General features: G+C 30.1%; 19 protein-coding genes. 17 read left to right on the forward strand and 2 right to left on the reverse strand.

What is annotated here, in order from left to right:
- From FMAG_RS01165 to FMAG_RS01220, 12 genes are all read left to right on the forward strand, one after another.
- The coding region (locus FMAG_RS01165) for an EF-Tu C-terminal domain-related protein (protein ID WP_005883289.1) at nucleotides 1-272 on the forward strand (272 nt) is incomplete at its 5' end.
- A gap of 66 nt (nucleotides 273-338) precedes the next feature.
- Nucleotides 339-932 carry a hypothetical protein gene (locus FMAG_RS01170; RefSeq protein ID WP_005883290.1) on the forward strand — a complete coding sequence of 198 codons (594 nt, stop codon included), beginning with the start codon at nucleotides 339-341 and terminating at the stop codon, nucleotides 930-932.
- Between the two features lie 91 nt (nucleotides 933-1023).
- Nucleotides 1024-1845, forward strand: coding sequence for a transketolase (locus tag FMAG_RS01175; RefSeq protein ID WP_005883291.1), 822 nt, complete (start codon nucleotides 1024-1026; stop codon nucleotides 1843-1845).
- Complete coding sequence (locus FMAG_RS01180) at nucleotides 1845-2774, forward strand: transketolase family protein (RefSeq protein WP_005883292.1); 930 nt, start codon at nucleotides 1845-1847, stop codon at nucleotides 2772-2774. The genes FMAG_RS01175 and FMAG_RS01180 overlap by 1 nt, the downstream gene beginning before the upstream one ends.
- An 83-nt stretch (nucleotides 2775-2857) precedes the next feature.
- The gene (locus FMAG_RS01185) at nucleotides 2858-3718 is read left to right on the forward strand and encodes a cell division protein FtsX (RefSeq protein WP_005883293.1); all 861 of its coding nucleotides are present in this window, start codon (nucleotides 2858-2860) and stop codon (nucleotides 3716-3718) included.
- 32 nt (nucleotides 3719-3750) lie between these two features.
- Nucleotides 3751-4806, forward strand: coding sequence for a murein hydrolase activator EnvC family protein (locus FMAG_RS01190; RefSeq protein WP_005883294.1), 1056 nt, complete (start codon nucleotides 3751-3753; stop codon nucleotides 4804-4806).
- Between the two features lie 12 nt (nucleotides 4807-4818).
- On the forward strand, nucleotides 4819-5616 hold the full coding sequence (locus FMAG_RS01195) for an NAD(+)/NADH kinase (protein ID WP_005883295.1): 798 nt from the start codon (nucleotides 4819-4821) through the stop codon (nucleotides 5614-5616).
- Complete coding sequence (gene recN, locus FMAG_RS01200) at nucleotides 5610-7277, forward strand: DNA repair protein RecN (protein ID WP_005883296.1); 1668 nt, start codon at nucleotides 5610-5612, stop codon at nucleotides 7275-7277. The genes FMAG_RS01195 and recN overlap by 7 nt, the downstream gene beginning before the upstream one ends.
- Before the next feature lies 1 nt (nucleotide 7278).
- Complete coding sequence (locus FMAG_RS01205) at nucleotides 7279-8070, forward strand: tyrosine-type recombinase/integrase (RefSeq protein WP_005883297.1); 792 nt, start codon at nucleotides 7279-7281, stop codon at nucleotides 8068-8070.
- Nucleotides 8071-8967, forward strand: a complete 897-nt coding sequence (era, locus tag FMAG_RS01210) for a GTPase Era (protein ID WP_005883298.1) — start codon at nucleotides 8071-8073, stop codon at nucleotides 8965-8967. It abuts the gene before it with no gap.
- A 239-nt stretch (nucleotides 8968-9206) separates the two neighbouring features.
- Nucleotides 9207-10913, forward strand: coding sequence for an ABC transporter ATP-binding protein (locus tag FMAG_RS01215; RefSeq protein WP_040493645.1), 1707 nt, complete (start codon nucleotides 9207-9209; stop codon nucleotides 10911-10913).
- A gap of 94 nt (nucleotides 10914-11007) precedes the next feature.
- Complete coding sequence (locus tag FMAG_RS01220) at nucleotides 11008-11907, forward strand: acetamidase/formamidase family protein (RefSeq protein WP_005883302.1); 900 nt, start codon at nucleotides 11008-11010, stop codon at nucleotides 11905-11907.
- A 115-nt stretch (nucleotides 11908-12022) separates the two neighbouring features.
- On the opposite strand, the gene FMAG_RS01225 is transcribed toward FMAG_RS01220, so the two are convergent.
- Together FMAG_RS01225 and FMAG_RS01230 are read right to left on the reverse strand one after the other, a co-directional pair.
- Nucleotides 12023-12373, reverse strand: a complete 351-nt coding sequence (locus FMAG_RS01225) for a PTS lactose/cellobiose transporter subunit IIA (RefSeq protein ID WP_005883304.1) — start codon at nucleotides 12371-12373, stop codon at nucleotides 12023-12025.
- 18 nt (nucleotides 12374-12391) lie between these two features.
- On the reverse strand, nucleotides 12392-12697 hold the full coding sequence (locus tag FMAG_RS01230; RefSeq protein ID WP_005883306.1) for a PTS sugar transporter subunit IIB: 306 nt from the start codon (nucleotides 12695-12697) through the stop codon (nucleotides 12392-12394).
- A gap of 259 nt (nucleotides 12698-12956) precedes the next feature.
- Here FMAG_RS01230 and FMAG_RS13515 point away from each other — a divergent pair, with 259 nt between their 5' ends.
- The 5 genes from FMAG_RS13515 to celB are packed head-to-tail and all read left to right on the forward strand — an operon-like array spanning nucleotide 12957 to nucleotide 19416.
- Nucleotides 12957-14606 carry a family 16 glycosylhydrolase gene (locus FMAG_RS13515; protein WP_005883307.1) on the forward strand — a complete coding sequence of 550 codons (1650 nt, stop codon included), beginning with the start codon at nucleotides 12957-12959 and terminating at the stop codon, nucleotides 14604-14606.
- Nucleotides 14606-16090 (forward strand): carbohydrate porin, encoded by a 1485-nt coding sequence (locus tag FMAG_RS01240; protein ID WP_005883308.1) that lies wholly within the window; start codon nucleotides 14606-14608, stop codon nucleotides 16088-16090. Before FMAG_RS13515 ends, FMAG_RS01240 begins: the two co-directional genes overlap by 1 nt.
- Before the next feature lie 57 nt (nucleotides 16091-16147).
- Entirely contained in the window at nucleotides 16148-17140 is a 993-nt protein-coding gene (locus FMAG_RS01245; RefSeq protein ID WP_005883309.1) for a LacI family DNA-binding transcriptional regulator, read from the forward strand.
- Between the two features lie 53 nt (nucleotides 17141-17193).
- The gene (locus FMAG_RS01250) at nucleotides 17194-18099 is read left to right on the forward strand and encodes an ROK family protein (RefSeq protein ID WP_005883310.1); all 906 of its coding nucleotides are present in this window, start codon (nucleotides 17194-17196) and stop codon (nucleotides 18097-18099) included.
- A gap of 9 nt (nucleotides 18100-18108) precedes the next feature.
- A complete protein-coding gene (gene celB / locus FMAG_RS01255) occupies nucleotides 18109-19416 on the forward strand; it encodes a PTS cellobiose transporter subunit IIC (protein WP_005883311.1) in 1308 nt (435 codons plus the stop codon).
- Nucleotides 19417-19426 lie beyond the last annotated feature (10 nt).

Genomic DNA, 19426 nt, shown 5'->3' on the forward strand with positions numbered 1-19426 from the left:
TCAAAGGAGAAGTATATGTATTAACTAAAGAAGAGGGAGGAAGACATACTCCATTCTTCTCAGGATACAGACCACAATTCTATTTCAGAACAACTGACATAACAGGAGCAATCGCTTTACCAGAGGGAGTAGAAATGGTAATGCCAGGAGATAACATCGCAATGACAGTAGAATTAATACACCCAATCGCAATGGAAACAGGATTAAGATTCGCTATCAGAGAAGGTGGAAGAACAGTAGCTTCTGGAGTAGTTGCAGAAATCATAAAATAATAAATTGCCTGAATAGGGTATTTTAGGGGAGCAGATACCTGCTCCTCTTTTTTTTAAGGAGAGGATATGGAGTTTTTAATGAGGTTTTTAGATGAAGTTCCTTTAATGGGAATTTTTATCTCTTTTGCAGCATTTTTTTTGGGGATCAAATTTCCTGACTGGGATTTTAAAATGAAGTTAAAACATAGAAGTATATTGACACATAGTCCTCTTATTCTTTTGATTTTCATCAGAGTATATGAACAGGATAGAAGTGATAATTTTAGATATTTTTTAATGGGATTTTCTTTAGCTCTAGCTCTTCATTTTATCTATGATTTATATCCAAGGGGCTGGGGTGGAGGAGCATTGATAAAAATCCCTATTTTGAAAATAAGTTGTACTCCTAAAATGAGTAAGATGATACTTTTTTTCTCAATAGTTATTAGTATTTTAGTAGCTATTTGCTATACAGAGAAATTGATGGAATTTTATTATTTAGGAATTTTAGGTATATTAACCATACTAAAAGATACAGGAAAAGAGGAAAAGTTATTTAGACCAATGTTTTCTTTTTCCATTTTTGGTTTAATAATTGGTTGTATGAAATATAAGGAGTTATTTTCTATCATAAAAGATGGAAGTTTTTATATAATTGATAAAATATCTATGTTTTTTTGAGTAAAATCATAGCTTTTCTTGACAATAGTAGAGATAAAATAATATAATTTAGAGAGAGTATAAATATTTTGAAAGGAGAAATAGTAAACAGATGAGAGATATTAAAAATCTAGAAACAAAAGCAACAAGCATAAGAAAATCTATTGTAAAAATGATTTGTGAAGCTAAATCAGGACATCCAGGAGGGTCACTATCAGCTACTGATATTTTGACAGCTCTATATTTTGCTGAAATGAACATAGACCCAGCTAATCCTAAAATGGAAAACAGAGATAGATTTGTTCTTTCTAAGGGACATGCTGCTCCAGCTCTTTATGCTACACTAGCTGAAAGAGGATATTTTGATAAAGAACTTTTAATGACTTTAAGACAGTATGGTTCTATATTACAAGGACACCCTGATATGAAAAAAGTACCAGGAGTAGAGATTTCAACTGGTTCATTAGGACAAGGATTATCTGTTGCTAATGGTATGGCACTTAATGCTAAAATTTCTGGACTTTCATATAGAACATATATTATCTTAGGAGATGGAGAATTACAAGAGGGACAAGTATGGGAAGCTGCTATGACTGCTGCTCACTATAAACTTGATAATGTATGTGCATTCTTAGACTTTAACAACTTACAAATAGATGGAAATGTTGATAAAGTTATGGGAGTAGAACCAGTAGATGCTAAATGGGAAGCATTTGGATGGAATGTAATTAAAATTGATGGACATAACTTTGAAGAGATATTAAATGCTTTAGATAAAGCTAAAACAGTAAAAGGTAAACCAACTATTATCATTGCTAAAACAGTAAAAGGTAAAGGAGTATCATTTATGGAAAATGTATGTGGATTCCATGGAGTAGCTCCAACAAAAGAGGAAACTGAAAAAGCATTAGCAGAATTAGGAGGGAATAATTAATGAGTAAAAAATCTACAAGACAAGCTTATGGAGAGGCATTAGTAGAATTAGGAAAAATAAATAAAGATGTGGTAGTATTAGATGCTGACCTTACAAAATCAACAAAGACAAACTTATTCCAAGAGAAATTTCCTGAAAGACATTTTAATGTGGGAATAGCAGAAGCTGACTTAATAGGAACAGCAGCAGGATTAGCTACTTGTGGGAAAATAGCATTTGCTTCTACTTTTGCAATGTTTGCAGCAGGAAGAGGATTTGAGCAAATAAGAAATACAGTGGCATATCCAAAATTAAATGTAAAAATAGCTCCAACTCACGCAGGAATATCAGTAGGAGAAGATGGAGGTTCTCACCAATCAGTAGAGGATATAGCATTAATGAGAGCTATACCAGGAATGGTAGTATTATCTCCAGCAGATGCAGTAGAAACTAAAAAAATGGTATTTGCAGCAGCTGAATATAATGGACCAGTATATATTAGAATGGGAAGATTAGATGTAGAAACAATATTTGATGAAGCTACATATGATTTCCAAATAGGAATAGCTAATACAGTAAGAGAGGGAAATGATGTTACAATAGCAGCTACAGGACTTATGACAGCAGAAGCTCTAAAAGCAGCAGATATATTAGCACAAGAGGGAATCTCAGTAAGAGTAATCAACGTAGGAACAATAAAACCACTTGATGGAGAGACAATCTTAAAAGCAGCACAAGAAACAAAATTTATAATTACAGCTGAAGAGCACTCAGTAATAGGAGGATTAGGTTCAGCAGTATCAGAATTTTTATCAGAAGTACACCCTACAAAAGTAAAAAAATTAGGACTTTATGATAAATTTGGACAAAGTGGAAAAGCAAATGAGCTTTTAGAGAAATATGAGTTAACAGCAGCTAAATTAGTAGCTATGGCTAAAGAGAATATGTAATTTTTAGGAGGACTGGCACTAAAACTCCTTTAGGTCAGTCCTCGTATTTATATTATAGAAAAATTTTAGATGATGAGGTGAATATGAATAATTTTAATTTAATGAAGATGGAAAAAAATACTATTAGAACAAAGATACAGATAAAAAAGACTACTTTTATACTAACTGTTTTATCCTTTATCATTTTAAATTTTTTCTTAGCTTTTTTTATTAATGTAGATACAATAAAGAGTAGAGTAGAAGCTGGATATTTTTTTACAGCAGATTTTCATAAGAATGTGTCTAGTGAAGATAAAGAAAAACTAGAGATAGAGATATTGAAGTTAGAGGGAGTAAAGCAAGTAAGATACGTATCCAAAGAGGAAGCCTTTCAAAAAGTACAGTATCAATTAGATGTGGCTATACCTAAGGGGGAAAATCCACTTTCAGATAGTTTGATAATATTTTTTGATAAGCCAACAGATATAGAAAAAATACAAGTTAAGTTAGAAAATAATGAGAATATTAAAGAGGTATTTGTAGATGGAGAATACATCAACTATAAGGAGAGACAACTTAAATTTTATCAGATGGTATCAGTAGGAATAGTTTTAGGATGTATTTTGCCATTGTTAGCTCTAATCTATTATATATTTTATAGTGCAGTATCAATAGACTATATAAATAATGTAGGGCTTATAAAGGATGATAAAACCAATAGAATAAGAGCGAAGAGTGTAAATCTACTTCCTTTTACAGCAGGCTCAATAATTGGAACTTTGATATTCTTTAATATATATATTTATTTTAGAAACCATTTACTTTTAATAAGTAATAGGTATTTAGTATTAAGTTTAAAAGAGATAATATTTATACAATTTGGGATAATCTTAATAATAAATCTTTTAATTTGGTTAAAACCTATAAAGATAGGGGTGTTCAAGTGGGTAGAAGATGGAAAATAATAACTTTTTTTCTGCTATGGACCACTCTTATTATGGCTGATGCTGTAACTGATATGGAGCAGAGAATAAAAAATATAGAGAAACAAATAGCAGAAAAAAACTCAAGAATAAAAAATATAGATGCTCAAACTCAAAAGATAGAAAAACAGATTTTAGAAACAGAGAGAGATATCTTAGAGATAGCCAAAGATAGAGAAAAAATCTTAAATGATATAAAGACTGTTACTAAAAATATTGATTATGGAAGTCAAAATCTAAATATCACTTCTAAAGAGATGGATAGAAAAAAATTGGAATTTAAAGCTAAAATAATTGCTTGGAATAGATACTCTAAAGAGAGGGAAGAGGAGATAATTTCAGATGCTATTTTAAGAAAAAATTTCAAAAATCTTTTGTATGGAGATTTACAAAAGATGGAGTATATAAAAAATGTAGAGAGTGATATCCAAAAAGTAAAAGCTAATATTGAAAATGAGAAGAAAAAACTTTCTAATCTTAGAAATAAATTAGCTCAGAATATAAAGGAGATGGATAATAAAAAGGCTCAACAAAATAGATTGATAGCCCAACTAAATAGAGAAAAAAGTGGACACGTTCAAAGTATAAGTGCACTTCAAAAAGAGAAAGAGAGAATAGAGAAAAAAATTAAAGAGATAATAGTAGCTAGAACTCAAACTGATAAGAAGATAGTAAATCAATCTCAAGCTTACTCAAAACTTGGAAAAGTAATAAAACCAGTAGAGGGAGCTATTGTTGTAAGATTCAACCAGAAAAAACAGCAAGAGGTTACAAGTAATGGTATAGAGATACAAGCAAGAATGGGTTCAAAGGTAAAATCCTCAGCTAAAGGAAAAGTAATATATGCTGATGTATTCCAAGGATTAGGAAAAGTGGTAATGGTAGACTATGGATATAATATGATAGGAGTATATGGAAACCTAATAGCTACCAAAGTAAAACTAAATCAACAGATACAACAAGGAGCAGAGATTGGAATTTTAGGATTATCAGTAGAGGGGAAACCAAATCTCTATTACGAATTGAGATTTAATCTAAAACCTATTGACCCTGTTCCAATGTTTAAGTAACTTGGAGGAGAGATGAAAAAAGTTTTTATAATATATAACCAAGATAAACCATTGGCTCAAGAGCTATATCAAAAGAGTGTGGAATATTTTGCAAGTAAGAAAATAGAGATAGTAGATAAGGCAGGAAAAGCAGATTTTGGAGTGGTAATAGGTGGAGATGGGACTCTACTTCGTTCTTTTAGAAACTTTATCTTCAAAAAAAATCTCTATGTAATAGCTATTAATGCTGGAAGTCTTGGTTTTGTAACAGAGATAAAAAAAGAGAATATGATAGATGAGTATGAAAATTTTCTAAATGGAAAGTTTAAATATGAAAAAAGACATATATTGGAAGTGGAGATAGATGAGCAGATATACTATGCTCTCAATGAGGTGGTACTCTCTAAAGCAGGTATTACTTCAAGAGTTTTAAGAGTGGATTTTAAAACTAATGGAGAGTATATGTGTACATATAAGGGAGATGGAGTCATAGTAGCTACACCTACTGGCTCTACTGCTTACTCTATGTCTGCTGGTGGTCCGATTCTCAAATCTGATATGAAAGCTGTGGTAATTACTCCAATAGCACCTCATAATCTCAGCACTCGTCCTATAGTAATAGGTGGAGATGAGAGAATAGAGATGAAAATAGGAGATGAGAAAAGAGTAGGGCAGATAATCATAGATGGACAGACTAATAAGAGAATTACAAGTGCTGAGGATATAAGAATTGAGTATTCAAAATTCACATTAAATCTCGTGATACCAAGAGATAGAAATTATTACAGTGTGCTGAGAGAAAAATTAAAGTGGGGAGACAATCTATGTTAAGAGAACTTAAAATAGAAAATCTAGCTATAATAGATGAACTTGATTTGGAATTTGAAGATGGATTCATAGTTCTTACTGGAGAGACAGGAGCTGGAAAATCAATTATACTAAGTGGAATAAATCTACTTATAGGAGAGAAAGCTACTACTGATATGATAAGAACAGGGGAGAAAAATCTTTCTGCTCAAGGTGTATTTGAAATAAACAGTGAGCAGAGAGAGGAGCTATTACATAGATTTGAGATAGATGCTGAAGATAATGAAGTAATAGTGAGAAGAACCTTAGATATAAATGGTAAGGGAAAGGTTTTTGTAAATGGAGTGAGAGTCTCTCTTACAAATTTAAAAGAGATAATGGGAACTCTTGTTGACATAGTAGGGCAACACTCTCATCAGATGTTACTTAACAAAAATAACCATATAAAACTTTTAGATAAGTTTTTAGGTGATGAGGGAAAAGAGTTAATAAAAAATAGTAATAGACTTTACAATAGATTTAGAGAGATAGATAATAAGATAGAGAGTATAGAGAAAAATAGAAGAGAGGCTATTGAGAAGAAAGAGTTTTATGAATTTCAATTAGCTGAGATAGAGAAGATAAATCCTAAGAAAAATGAGGATAATCTTTTAGAAGATGAGTATAAAAAACTATTTAATGCTGGTAAAATTAAAGAGAAAATAGAAAACTCAGCTCTTTATCTGAGAGATGGAGAGGTAAATGCTCTTCATTTTATCTATAACTCAAGAAAAAATATCGAAACTCTTTGTAAATATGGAGAGGAATTTAATGAGCTTTTAGATAAGCTTGAAAAAGTCTATTATGAGTTAGAGGACTGTGTAGATATAATGGATACTCTCAACGATGATATTGATATAGATGATAGAAGATTGCAAGAGGTAATAGAAAGACTAGATGTAATCAACAAGATGAAGATAAAATATGGTGCAACAATAGAGGAGATACTAGAGTTTAAAGAGAGTATAGCTCAAAAGATAAATCTCTTAGAAGAGGATAGTTTTGAGGTACAAAAACTTCAAAAAGAGAGAGTGGAGATAGAGGAAGAGTATTGGAAAAATGCTCATCAACTTAGAAGGCTTAGAAAAGAGAAAGCTATAAAGATAGAGAGAGATTTAAAAGAAGAGTTAAAATTTTTAAAAATGGGAGATGCTCAAATCCACGTAGTAGTAGATGAAAATAAGGTTATGGGAGCTAATGGAGCTGATAGTGTGGAGATACTTATATCTACTAATATTGGACAAGATATGAAACCTCTTTGGAAGATTGCTTCAGGTGGAGAGGTAAGTAGAATAATGTTAGCTCTAAAAGTTATATTCTCTCGTGTGGATAATGTTCCTATACTTATTTTTGATGAGATAGATACAGGAGTGGGAGGAGAGACAGTTAGAAAGATAGCTGACAAACTTCGTGAGATAGGAGAACACGCTCAAGTGGTATCTATAACTCACTCTCCAGCTATTGCAGCCAAAGCTCATCAACAGTTCTATATTAAGAAGCAGACTGTAGATAACAAAACTTCTACAACTGTTACTAGACTAGATGAAAAAGGAAGAGTAGAAGAAATAGCAAGAATGTTAGCAGGAGAAAATATTAGTGAGGCAGTGTTACAACACGCTGAGGAGCTATTGAAAGAGGGTAGATAGTATGGATTTTATAAATGAATTTTTGAAAAATTCTAAGGAGAATGGAAAGATAAATTCATCTACTTTGGAGATATATAGAAAAGATATAGAGGACTTTGATGGATTTATAGTTGGTAAAGATTTATTAGATGTAGAAACTCAAGATATAATCAACTATATTGAGGAGCTAAGAAAAAAATATAGTGATATGTCTATATATAGAAAGCTCAGCTCTATAAAAAGCTTCTACAAATATCTTTTAAAATCTAAGATAATAGATGAAATTCCAGTAAAGGATATAGAGCTACCTAACAGAGTAAAAAAAGTTACAGAGCCGTTGGAGAGATGGGAATTGAAAAGAATACTAGATATCTGCAATGATAGCTATGAGGAGAGAAGAGATTCTCTTGTAATAAAACTTCTCTATGAAACGGGGTTTAAAATAGGAGATATTTTAAATTTAGAAAAAGAGAGTTTAAAAAAATATGAGTATAAAATAATAAATATTCGTTCTGCTTCTAAAATTTTAAATCAGAAAATAAGTGAAGAGTTAGCTAAGGAGTTGAGATATTTCGTAGAAGAATTATTACCAAAAATGTATACGAACAGAAATAAAATATTTCAAGAGCTTACTAGAGAGGGATTTCGTGTGAGATTTATAGCTTATGGAAAGAGGGCTGAGCTCACTAGAGAGATATCTCCTAATATGATAAAAAAGATAATAGTAGAGGAGAAAACTCGTGATGAAGAGGGATACTCATTTATTGATAAGATAAGAGAGCAGTATATGAAGATAGGAATAGGAGATGATTAGATGAAGGCTGGATTTATAGCTGTAGTAGGAAGACCAAATGTTGGAAAATCTACCCTTATAAATAAGCTGGTATCAGAGAAAGTTGCAATAGTTTCTGATAAAGCTGGAACAACTAGAGATAATATAAAAGGAATTTTAAATTTTAATGATAATCAATATATCTTTATTGATACACCAGGAATACACAAAGCAAAACATCTACTTGGAGAGTATATGACTAACTCTGCTATAAGAGTTTTAAAAGATGTAGATGTAATACTATTTGTATTAGATGGTTCTCAAGAGATAAGTACTGGAGACCAATTTGTAATGGAGAAAGTAAAAGAGGCAAAGAGAACTCCAAGAATACTTGTAGTAAATAAGATAGATAAATTAAATGATGAGCAATTAAAAGCTAAAAGATTAGAGATAGAGGAAAAATTAGGAGAGTTTGATGGAATAGTTGAAATCTCTGGGCAATATGCTATTGGACTTCCTAAACTTTTAGAAAAGATTGACCCATTTTTAGAAGAGGGAATAAAATATTATCCAGATGATATGTATACAGATATCTCTGTATATAAGATAATAACTGAGATAGTAAGAGAAAAAATTCTACTTAAAACAAGAGATGAGATACCTCACTCTGTAGCTATTGAGATACTTAATGTGGAGAGAAGAGAAAAGGGAAAAGATAAATTTGATATCAATATCTATGTGGAAAGAGATTCTCAAAAAGGTATCATAATAGGAAAAGGTGGAAGATTGCTTAAGGAGATAGGAGAAGAGGCTAGACGTGAGATAGAAGAGTTAATAGGAGTACCTATTTTCTTAACTCTTTGGGTAAAAGTAAAAGAAGATTGGAGAAAGAAAAAACCATTCTTAAAAGAGATGGGATATGTGGAAGAGAAAAATTAGGATTGTTATAAAAGAAAACTTAAAGAATTGCGGAAATTATGAGAAAAAGTTTAGATTAACATAGTGAAGTTGAACGCTGAAAAACACAATTGTTTGAACGAAGTGAGTTTTGTGTTTTTAGTGAAACGAGCCTAGTTAATCAACTTTTTTGAATATGGAGCAAGTCTTAGTTTTCTTTAAAATATATATTAAGGAGAAAGAGGTAAGAAAAAGTGAGTGATGTAAAAATTGAAAAAGGTATGTTAAGAAAATTCGTAACATACTACAAACCATATAAAAAGTTATTTTTTATGGATTTGTTGGTGGCAACTATATCAGCCCTATGTGATTTAGTATATCCTATGATTACAAGAAATGTAGTAAATAGAGTTATACCTAATAAAGAGTTTAGATTTTTAGTTGTATTTGCTGTTGTACTTATGGTAATCTACCTAATAAAAATGTTATGTGCTTATTGGATGCAATACTGGGGACATTTAGTAGGTGTAGGTATGCAAGCAGATATGAGGAGAGATGTATATGAACATCTTCAAAAACTACCTGTAAAGTACTTTGATAACAATCAAACAGGAAGTATAATGTCAAGAATTGTAAATGATTTACAAGATATATCAGAGCTTGCCCATCATGGACCAGAGGATCTATTTATATCTTTCTTTATGATAGTAGGTTCATTTATAGTTTTACTTAGAATAAATGTAGTATTAACTATAATTGTATTTTGTATATTACCAATAATAATTTGGTATAGTATGTATAAAAGAAAGAAACTTTTGGCTTCATTTGTAAAAACAAGAGAAAAAACAGGTGATATCAATGCAAGATTACAAAATAGTATATCTGGTATAAGAGTATCTAAGGCTTTCGTTATAGATGAAGATGAGAAAGAAAGATTTGAAGAGGGAAATCAACAGTTTGTTACTGCAAAATCTTTTTCATATAAGGTAATGGCTGAGTATACAGCAGGAGTAGGATTTTTTACTGATATGTTAGACTACTCTGTACTTATAGTAGGAGCTATCTTTACTTATTATGGAAAGATAAATATAGGAGATTTCTTAGCTTATCTACTATATATTAAAATTTTTACTCAACCAATAAAAAGACTTATTGCTTTTGTAGAGCAATATCAAAATGGTATGAGTGGATTTAAGAGATTTATGGAACTTATAGAGGTAGATAGAGAGAAAGATAAAGAGGATGCTAAGGATATTGGAGAGGTTAAAGGAGAAATTAAATTTGAGAATGTAAGCTTTAGCCATGAAAGTAAAAAGGTATTAGATAATATATCTTTAACTATTGAAAAAGGAAAGATGTTAGCATTAGTAGGACCATCTGGTGGAGGAAAAACTACATTATGTAATCTTATTCCAAGATTTTATACTGTAGATAGTGGAGATATAAAAATAGATGGTAAGAGTATCTATGATGTAAAAGTAGAGTCTTTAAGAAAAAATATTGGTATAGTTCAACAAGATGTATTCCTATTTACAGGAACTATTAAAGAAAATATCCTAATAGGAAAAACTAATGCTACAGATGAAGAGGTAATAGAGGCAGCTAAGAAAGCTAATATCCATGATTTGATTATGCAGATGCCAGATGGATATGATACTAATGTGGGAGAGAGAGGAACAAAGCTTTCTGGAGGACAAAAACAAAGAATTGCTATTGCTAGAATATTCTTAAAAAATCCACCTATATTGATATTGGATGAGGCTACTTCTGCACTTGATAATATTACAGAAAGATTAATTCAAGAGTCACTAGAGGATTTATGTAAAGGTAGAACTACAATAGTAGTTGCTCATAGACTTTCTACTATTCAAGCAGCAGATGAGATAATAGTTCTTACTGATAATGGAATAGAAGAGAGAGGAACACATCAAGAACTTTTAGCTAGCAAAGGATTCTATTATAAGTTACATAGTATGAGTCAATTATAATATAATCAAAAAGTAATGAGAAATGCTGAAGAGAAAAAATAATCTCTTTAGCTTTTTTCTTTTAGACAATTGAAATATTTTAAAGGAGAGAGTTATGCAAACTTTAACAAAAGAAAAGATAGTTTTTGAGTTTAATAAAAATAATAAATTTAATTATTCTGTACAAAATAATGAGATTTTTTATGTTGAAACTGAAGATTGCTATAATGGACAGATAAAAAATGAAAATACAAAAAGAAAAGATATAGATATGTCAATAGTAGATTGTTCTGTTGGACCAATTGAAGTAATAGGAAGTAAAGCAGGAGATATATTAGAAGTAGAAGTGATTGATATTGAATTAGCAGAACAAGGAGTTATGACAACGGCTCCAAATTTGGGAGTGCTAGGAGATAAAATAACTGATTTTGATACTAAAATTATAAAAATAAAAGATGGCTTTGCTCATTTTTCTCCTCAGATAAAAATACCACTTACTCCAATGATAGGAGTTATAGGAGTATTTCCTCCAGAAGAGGGAGTACACTGTACTTTCCCAGGAAGCCATGGTGGAAATATGGATACAAAGATTATAAAAAAGGGAACTAAAGTATATTTACCAATTTATGTAGATGGAGCAGGTTTAGCTTTAGGGGATTTACATGCTTGTATGGGAGATGGAGAACTTAGTGGTACAGGAATTGAAATAGGTGGAAAAGTATGTTTAAAAGTTAAGATAATAAAAGAATTTCCACTATCTCTTAAAAATCCTGTGTTAGAAACACAAGATTCTATCTATACTGTGGCTAGTGGAAAAACTTTTGAAGAAACTATAAAAGTAGCAAGTGAAGCAATGACAAATCTTTTAATGGAAAAAATAGGTTTAAATTTTCCTGATGCTTATAGGTTATTAAGTGCAACTTGTGACATACAGATAAGTCAAGTTGTAAATGGGATAGTTACTGTTAGAGTAAGAGCTCCTAAATTACATTTAGGGATACAAGAGTTAAATTAAAATTTGAGAAAAAATTTTTGAGATTAAAAATATTTAGTAGTATATGGGAGAAAGCACTGTCATAGTTGTGTTATGGCAGTACTTTTATTAAAATATGAGAGAATTTTTAAATAAGTTATTTTAATTTGGCTTCTAATTTATATACTCTTTCAATAAGATTAATTTGATCCTCAAGAGAATCTAGAAACAGACCAGTTGTCATGATATGATCCTCCATATGAATAAGAAGTAAGCAAATTTCCACTTTTTCTCCTGATGATTCTTTTTGAATAAGATCAAAATGCGAACCATGAACTTCAACAAAACTTTTTTTAGCTTCAGCAAATAACTCTCTTGCCTTTTGAAAATCTCCTTGATTTGCTTGATTAAGAGCCTCTTTTCCAAGAGATTTAGCTGTTCCTGCTATAGCAACTCCCATCATAATTTTTTCTAGCATCTCTTCAGATAATAATTCTTTTTCTTCCATTGAATAAAACTCCTTTTATTATTTTATTAGATTTAAAGCAAAGGCTAAAACTTTAGCACCATTCATAGTTCCATAATCCATCATATTTATAACTTCAACTTTTTTTCCATATTGGTCAGCCACCTTCTGGAAATCGTTTTTCTTAAATTTAACTTGTGGTCCTAATAAGAATACATCATATTTGGTAACATTTTCTTCAAAAAGTTCTAGTGCAACAGCATTAATCTCCACATCTATTCCCTGATTTTCAGCTTCTTTTTTCATTTTAGTAACTAATAGACTCGCAGACATTCCAGCAGAACAGCATAATAAGATTTTTTTCATAATTTTTCAACCTCCTAATAGTATTAAAAAAATATTTAATGTTTAAAATACAATCGCTATAATTTAAATAAATAATAAAACAAAAAATAGAAAAAGTCAATATATTTTTTAATGAAAATATTTTTTTCTTCTATAATCTTCTTAAAATAAGAGTTTATAATGATAATGAAATAAAACGATTGACAAATGAACGAATTATGTTATAATCAATATAACGAAATCGGTTTCTTAAAAAAGAAGATATAAGGAGAAGGAGAAAATGAATATAAGAAAATCTGCAATGATAATATCACTACTTTTTTCACAGTTAGTATTAGGAGCAAATATCTTACAAAATCCATCTTTTGAAAAACCATTATCTAAAGCTATTCCTAATAATATAGGAACAGTTAATACAGAAGGATCGTGGATAAAATATGAAAATTCTGGTGGAATTGGAGATATTGAAATAATAAATGGGGATTTGGTTGCGATTTCTAAAAATACTAAAGCACCAACACATGGATTACAGGTTATTCAAGCCCCTTTAAAATTAGAAGCTGGTGGTATATATCAATTAAAATTTAAAGCAAATGTAGAGAAAGAAACAGAGATTACAATAAAAATAGGAGCAGATGGAGAAAGAGGTTACTATGGTTATTGGCAAAAAGATATAAAAATATCTCCAAAACAAAAAGAATACACATTTGATTTTGAAATGTTGGCTGAAGCTGATGAAAAAGCAAGATTTGAATTTTGGTTTACAAAAACAGATGAAACTGTAAAATTAAGTGAAGTAAACTTAGAAAAAACTGGAATGATAGATGTAAATAGAATGATAAATTTAACAAAATTCCAAGTACAACACAAATATAAAGTAACAGGAATTGGAGAAAATATTTTAACAACTGAAGATATAAATACAGTGAAATCTTTAAAATCAGGAAAAGAATTTGTAAAAACTATGGTTCTTGAAGAGGATTCAGATTATTTAGTAAAGATTGATGGAAATATAGCAGCAGAAGAAAAGTATGTAGTAGCTATTCAAAATGGGAAAACTTTTGAATTAGATAAAAATAATAGAGAGTGTTTGCTAAAAAATACTGGTGAATCAACTAAAGATGGAAAAATAACTATAAAAAAAGTAGGAAATAAACAAGGGCTAAAAGATATTAAAATAGAAAAATATTTTGGAAATTTAATATGGGAAGAAGAATTTAATTATGAAGGATTACCTAAAGAGAGTGACTGGGGATATGATGTAGGTGGAAACGGTTGGGGAAATGCCGAATTACAATATTACACTGAAAAAAATCCAGACAATGTTTATGTAGAAGATGGAAAATTAACAATAACAGCTTGGAATGAAGCATATGATAAAAATGAATATACTTCAACAAGATTAGTGACTAGAGGTAAAAAAGATTTTCTATATGGAAGAATAGAAGTTAAAGCTAAATTACCTAAAGGAAAAGGAACTTGGCCAGCTATTTGGATGATGCCAACAGATTCTTTATATGGAGATTGGCCAAAAAGTGGAGAGATTGATATAATGGAGCATGTTGGATTTGATCAGGATACAATCCATGGTACAGTTCATACAGAAAAATATTATTGGAAAAATTCAAATCAAAAAAGTGCTCAAATTAAAGGAGAAGAAGTGTCTGATACTTTCCATACTTATTCATTAGAGTGGACACCAAAAGTTATAAAAGTTTATTTTGATGATACATTATATTTTACTTATCAAAATGAAAACTCTGGTAAAGATGCTTGGCCATTTGACCAAAAATTCTATCTAATATTAAATATAGCTGTTGGTGGAGCTTGGGGAGGACAACAAGGAGTAGATGCAGATGTATTCCCACAAACATTAGAGATAGATTCAATAAAAGTATATGATTTAGGAATAAAAGTGGAGGATAAATAATGAAAAAATTTTTATTAGTGAGTTTATTATGTGCATTAGCTATACCAACTTTAGCAGAAGATAGAGAATTAACTTTAGAACAAAGAATAGAAAAATTAGAACAAATAATTGCTGAGCAAAATAAAGAGTTGAAAAAACAAAAGCTTGATATAAAAAAGAATGAAAAAAAATTAAGTTTAGCAACTCAAGAGAAAACTAAAAATCAAGATGATGAGTTACAATTTCATGGATACCTTAGAACTGGTGCTGATGGAGATATGAAACATGGAAATCAAACTGGAAATAGTAAAAATAAAGAGCTTCTTGGAAGATGGGGAAATGAGTATGATACAAACTTCAACATCAACTTTTCTAAAAAATTTACTCAAAGTAATGGTGCATGGACAAAATTAGTTGTTCAATTAGAGAACTGGAGTGATAACTATGATAATAATGTAGGAGATTATAAAATTGATCTTACAGAATTATATATAGAAATGGGAAATGTTCCAATGTTTACAGGAGCATTTAAAGATGCTAAAATAGTTGCCGGTAAGAAAAAATGGGATGCACAACAGGTTGAAATCTTAGATTATTACTATCAAGATGTGAAAGGAACTGGACTAGGATTAGAAGGAATAAGGCTTTGGAATGGATCTTTAAATTTAACATATATATCAAATGATTTTAAAGATGGAGAACTTTCAAATATTGAGGGAAAGAAAGCTGAAGATGTAAGAGCATATAAAGCAAAATATACACATGGAGATATCTCTGGAGAGGTAATGTATGCCCATGCAACTGATAATGATAAAATAAAAAAATATAAAAATAATTTAGAAAATTGGAATAGAGATGCTGCAGATGATGGTTTTTATGCAGGACTTTACTATCAACCGGATAATTTCTTTGGATTAGAAGGAAAGGGACAACACTACTTACAATATGCTACTGGAATATTAGCAGGTGAAGGAATAGGAAAGATCGAAACAGATGCTAATAAAAGAGCTGCTAATGATGCTGTAACTTATCAATTAGGATTGGGAGGAACAGTAAGACTTGGAGATAGAACTCATATGTTAGTAAGTTATAGAGGTTTACGTGCTCAAAATATAGAGGCAAGAAAAACTGTGTCATACTGGCATGATGTAGATAACCCAACAAATATGTCTCCATATGTTGGATCATGGAGAGCAAAAGACTTAGAAACTGATGCTTTAGTTTTAAGACCAATCTACTATATAAATCAGAACTTAGATTTATGGATGGAGGCTGGTATAGCTCGTAAGGATACTGAAAGCTATTCAGGAACTACTGAAGATCATCTATTATATAAAATTTCAGCTGGACCACAATTGAAATATTATGTTGGAAATGCCGAAACATCATTGAGATTATTTGTTACTTATATAGGAGATAAAACAGAAAGAAGAGAAAACGGAGTAACAACAAAATCAACAGTAGAAGATGTACTTACAGGTTTCCAAGTTTCAGCATGGTGGTAAAATACTTGACAAGAATAAAAAAAACGTTTATCATCAATTATAGAAGTAAAAAAAGAGGTGAGTTCTATAAAAATTGATGATATAGCTAGATTGGCTGGATATTCAAAATCAACAGTATCTAAAGTTATAAATAATTATCCAGGAATACCAGAATCAACAAAAGAAAAAATAATGAAGGTTATAAAAAAATATGAATTTGAACCTAATATTCAAGCTAGAAATTTAGCTGGGAAAAGGGATAAAGTAATAGGAATATTTATCTTAGATAAAGGTGGACTAGGAAGTTATTTTTTCCAATATATAATTGCTTTAATTGTTGAAAAATCAGAAGAAAGAGATGTAAAGGTTTTAATTTCTCTTATTAAAACTAGTGAAGAGAAAATTAGAATAAAACAATTAATAGATAATGGAACTATTCAAGGAGCAATCATAATAGGGGCTACCTTAGATGAACCTGAAATAGAAAATCTAATAGAGAATGAATATAACTTGGTAATGTTTGATTATAAAACTGAGCATCATTCTAAAAATGTATTTTTAATTAATTCAAATAATTATAATGGAGGAAAATTAGCAGCTAAATTTTTATTAGAAAAAGGGCTTAAAACTATCTATCATTTTGCAGGACAAGAAAATAAATTGGCCGGTTTAGAAAGAGAAGAAGGTTTTTTAGATGAACTAGATGGAAATGGGATAGTATCTAAAGTACTAAAAGGAGAGTTTCAGTTAGAAATAGCTAAAAAAATATTTACTCAATTGATAAAAAGTGGAGATATTCCAGAAGGGATATTTTGTGCTAATGATGAGATGGCAATAGGTTGTTTAGAAGCTTTAACAGAAAATGATATAGCTTATGAGAAGGTTAAATTGATAGGATTTGACAATAACCAAATTTCAAGACTTTATAGACCTAGAATTACAACTATAGGATATAATTTAGATAAAATGGCTGATAAAGCTGTAGAGGCTATTTTAAAATTAATAGCTGGAGAAAAAATAAAAACAAATGTTTATAATGGAGAATTAAAGCTTTATGAAAGAGAAACATAGTTTCTCTTTCATTTTAGAAAATAAGGAAAGCGGTTTCTAAAAGGAGAAAAAATATGTACTTAAGTTTTGATGTTGGAGGAACTAAAACAAAATATTCTTTAATAAATGAAAGAGGAGAGATTCTAAAGAGTGGTAGTATAGATACTCAAGATAATAAAGATACAATCTTTAAAAGAGTAAAAGAAGTAGTTGAAAAATTTCAAAATGAAGGAGACAAAATAGATGGGCTAGCTTTTAGCATGCCTGGAGTAATAGATGTAAAAAGAGGACATATGATTACAGGTGGAGCTCTATATGATTTATATGATTTTCCTTTTAAAAGTGAATTAGAAAAATATATAGGGATTCCTGTGGAGTTGGAAAATGATGTAAATTGTGTAGCACTAGCAGAAAAATGGCTAGGGAATGCTAAAGAATGTGAAAATTTTCTTTGTCTAACTGTTGGAACAGGAGTAGGTGGAGCTATATATATAGATGGAAAGATGGTAAGAGGAAGGGGATTTGCTGCTGGAGAATTTGGATTTATGATAACTGATAGAAGAGAAAATTATGAAGAAGCAAGTCTTAGTATGTCTGGAAGTGTAAGAGGTGGATTAATAAAAGCTTATGCTAAGAAGAAAAATATGAATTGGGAAGAGTTAAGAGGAGAAGAGATATTTGAGTTTTCTAAAAATGGAGATAAAATTGCGACAGAGGTAATTGAAGAATTTTATACATCCTTAGCTTATTCAATTTATAACTTAGCTGTTAGTTTAAATCCTGAAAAAATACTTATAGGTGGAGAGATAACAAAAAGGGAAGATTTTATAGAAATTATAGAGAAAAAAGTAGAAACTATAAAAAAAGATGTCTGTCCTTTAGAAATGCCTAAATTAGAGAGATGTAAATTTTTAAATGATTCTGGAAAAATAGGTGCAGTATATCATTTTATTTTAAGTGAAAAAGAAAGAAAAAATTAGGAGGAAAATATGAGTTTATTTGATAAGTTCAATGTATTTTTAGAAGAAAAATTTATGCCAATAGCTGGGAAAATAGGTGGACAAAAACATTTACAAGCAATAAGAGATGGATTAATTTTATCTATGCCTTTAACAATAGCAGGTTCTATCTTTATGATTTTAGCTTTTTTACCAATACCTGGGTACTATGACTTTATGTTAGGTATATTTGGAGATACCTGGATGGGAAAAGTTCTCTATCCTGTAAGAGCAACTTTTGATATTATGTCTATATTTGGATGTATTGGAATAGCGTATAGATTAGCTGAAAAAAATAAAGTAGACTGTCTTTCATCAGTTGCTCTTGCATTAATGACGTTTATGATATTGACTCCATATAAAGTTTCATTTATGAATACCAGTGTAGAGGCTATTCCATTAGTATATACAGGAAGTGCAGGATTATTTGGAGCGATAATAGCCTCACTTATATCAGTTGAGATTTATACATGGTTTATTAGAAAAAATATAGTTATAAAGATGCCTGATAATGTTCCACCAGCAGTTGCAAGATCATTTGTTGCATTAATTCCAACTTTAGCTTTAATGATAGGAACTTTAATCATACGTTTAATATTAGAAAGTACTGATTTTCAAAATGTTCACGAGTTATTAAAAGTAATTTTAACGACTCCACTAAAAATATTGGTAGGAAGCTGGTGGGGATTAGCTATAATAGTTGCTATAATTCAATTATTCTGGATAGCAGGACTACATGGATCAACAATTATTTTAGGAACAATAGGACCAGTGCTTGGATTATTAGGAGATCAAAATAGACTTGCTTATGAAGCAGGAAAAGAGATCCCTAATGTATTAGGAGGACCATTTTTTGATATATTTATAAGTCTTGGTGGTGGAGGAGGAACATTTGCTCTAGCATTTCTATTGGCTTTTGTTTCTAAAAGTAAACAACTTAAAGAGGTAGGAAGAATTTCAGTTGGAGCAGCGTGTTTTAATATAAATGAACCAATTATATTTGGATTACCTATAGTTATGAATCCGTACTTAATAATTCCATTTTTTATAACACCTATTATAACAGGACTTATTGGTTATTTTAGTATTGCTATGGGAGTATTGCCAAAATTACCAGGAATTTCAATCCCATGGACAACACCACCTTTAATAAGTGGATATTTAGCTTCTATAGGTTCATTTAGATATGTTATTTTACAAATTCTATTAATCGTTATAGGCTTAATAATATATTTACCATTTTTTAAAGCATTTGATAATAAAATTTTAGAAGAAGAAAAAGCTTATGAAAATAATTAATAAAATTAGG

The sequence above is a fragment of the Fusobacterium mortiferum ATCC 9817 genome (assembly GCF_000158195.2).
GTDB classification, from domain to species: domain Bacteria; phylum Fusobacteriota; class Fusobacteriia; order Fusobacteriales; family Fusobacteriaceae; genus Fusobacterium_A; species Fusobacterium_A mortiferum.

What these genes read in the sequence shown, in the direction of transcription:
- FMAG_RS01170 (WP_005883290.1), top strand. Translation starts at nt 339, where the DNA reads ATGGAGTTTTTAATGAGGTTTTTAGATGAAGTTCCTTTAATGGGAATT.
- FMAG_RS01175 (WP_005883291.1), top strand. Translation starts at nt 1,024, where the DNA reads ATGAGAGATATTAAAAATCTAGAAACAAAAGCAACAAGCATAAGAAAA.
- FMAG_RS01180 (WP_005883292.1), top strand. Translation starts at nt 1,845, where the DNA reads ATGAGTAAAAAATCTACAAGACAAGCTTATGGAGAGGCATTAGTAGAA.
- FMAG_RS01185 (WP_005883293.1), top strand. Translation starts at nt 2,858, where the DNA reads ATGAATAATTTTAATTTAATGAAGATGGAAAAAAATACTATTAGAACA.
- FMAG_RS01190 (WP_005883294.1), top strand. Translation starts at nt 3,751, where the DNA reads ATGGCTGATGCTGTAACTGATATGGAGCAGAGAATAAAAAATATAGAG.
- FMAG_RS01195 (WP_005883295.1), top strand. Translation starts at nt 4,819, where the DNA reads ATGAAAAAAGTTTTTATAATATATAACCAAGATAAACCATTGGCTCAA.
- recN (WP_005883296.1), top strand. Translation starts at nt 5,610, where the DNA reads ATGTTAAGAGAACTTAAAATAGAAAATCTAGCTATAATAGATGAACTT.
- FMAG_RS01205 (WP_005883297.1), top strand. Translation starts at nt 7,279, where the DNA reads ATGGATTTTATAAATGAATTTTTGAAAAATTCTAAGGAGAATGGAAAG.
- era (WP_005883298.1), top strand. Translation starts at nt 8,071, where the DNA reads ATGAAGGCTGGATTTATAGCTGTAGTAGGAAGACCAAATGTTGGAAAA.
- FMAG_RS01215 (WP_040493645.1), top strand. Translation starts at nt 9,207, where the DNA reads ATGTTAAGAAAATTCGTAACATACTACAAACCATATAAAAAGTTATTT.
- FMAG_RS01220 (WP_005883302.1), top strand. Translation starts at nt 11,008, where the DNA reads ATGCAAACTTTAACAAAAGAAAAGATAGTTTTTGAGTTTAATAAAAAT.
- FMAG_RS01225 (WP_005883304.1), bottom strand. Translation starts at nt 12,373, where the DNA reads ATGGAAGAAAAAGAATTATTATCTGAAGAGATGCTAGAAAAAATTATG.
- FMAG_RS01230 (WP_005883306.1), bottom strand. Translation starts at nt 12,697, where the DNA reads ATGAAAAAAATCTTATTATGCTGTTCTGCTGGAATGTCTGCGAGTCTA.
- FMAG_RS13515 (WP_005883307.1), top strand. Translation starts at nt 12,957, where the DNA reads ATGAATATAAGAAAATCTGCAATGATAATATCACTACTTTTTTCACAG.
- FMAG_RS01240 (WP_005883308.1), top strand. Translation starts at nt 14,606, where the DNA reads ATGAAAAAATTTTTATTAGTGAGTTTATTATGTGCATTAGCTATACCA.
- FMAG_RS01250 (WP_005883310.1), top strand. Translation starts at nt 17,194, where the DNA reads ATGTACTTAAGTTTTGATGTTGGAGGAACTAAAACAAAATATTCTTTA.
- celB (WP_005883311.1), top strand. Translation starts at nt 18,109, where the DNA reads ATGAGTTTATTTGATAAGTTCAATGTATTTTTAGAAGAAAAATTTATG.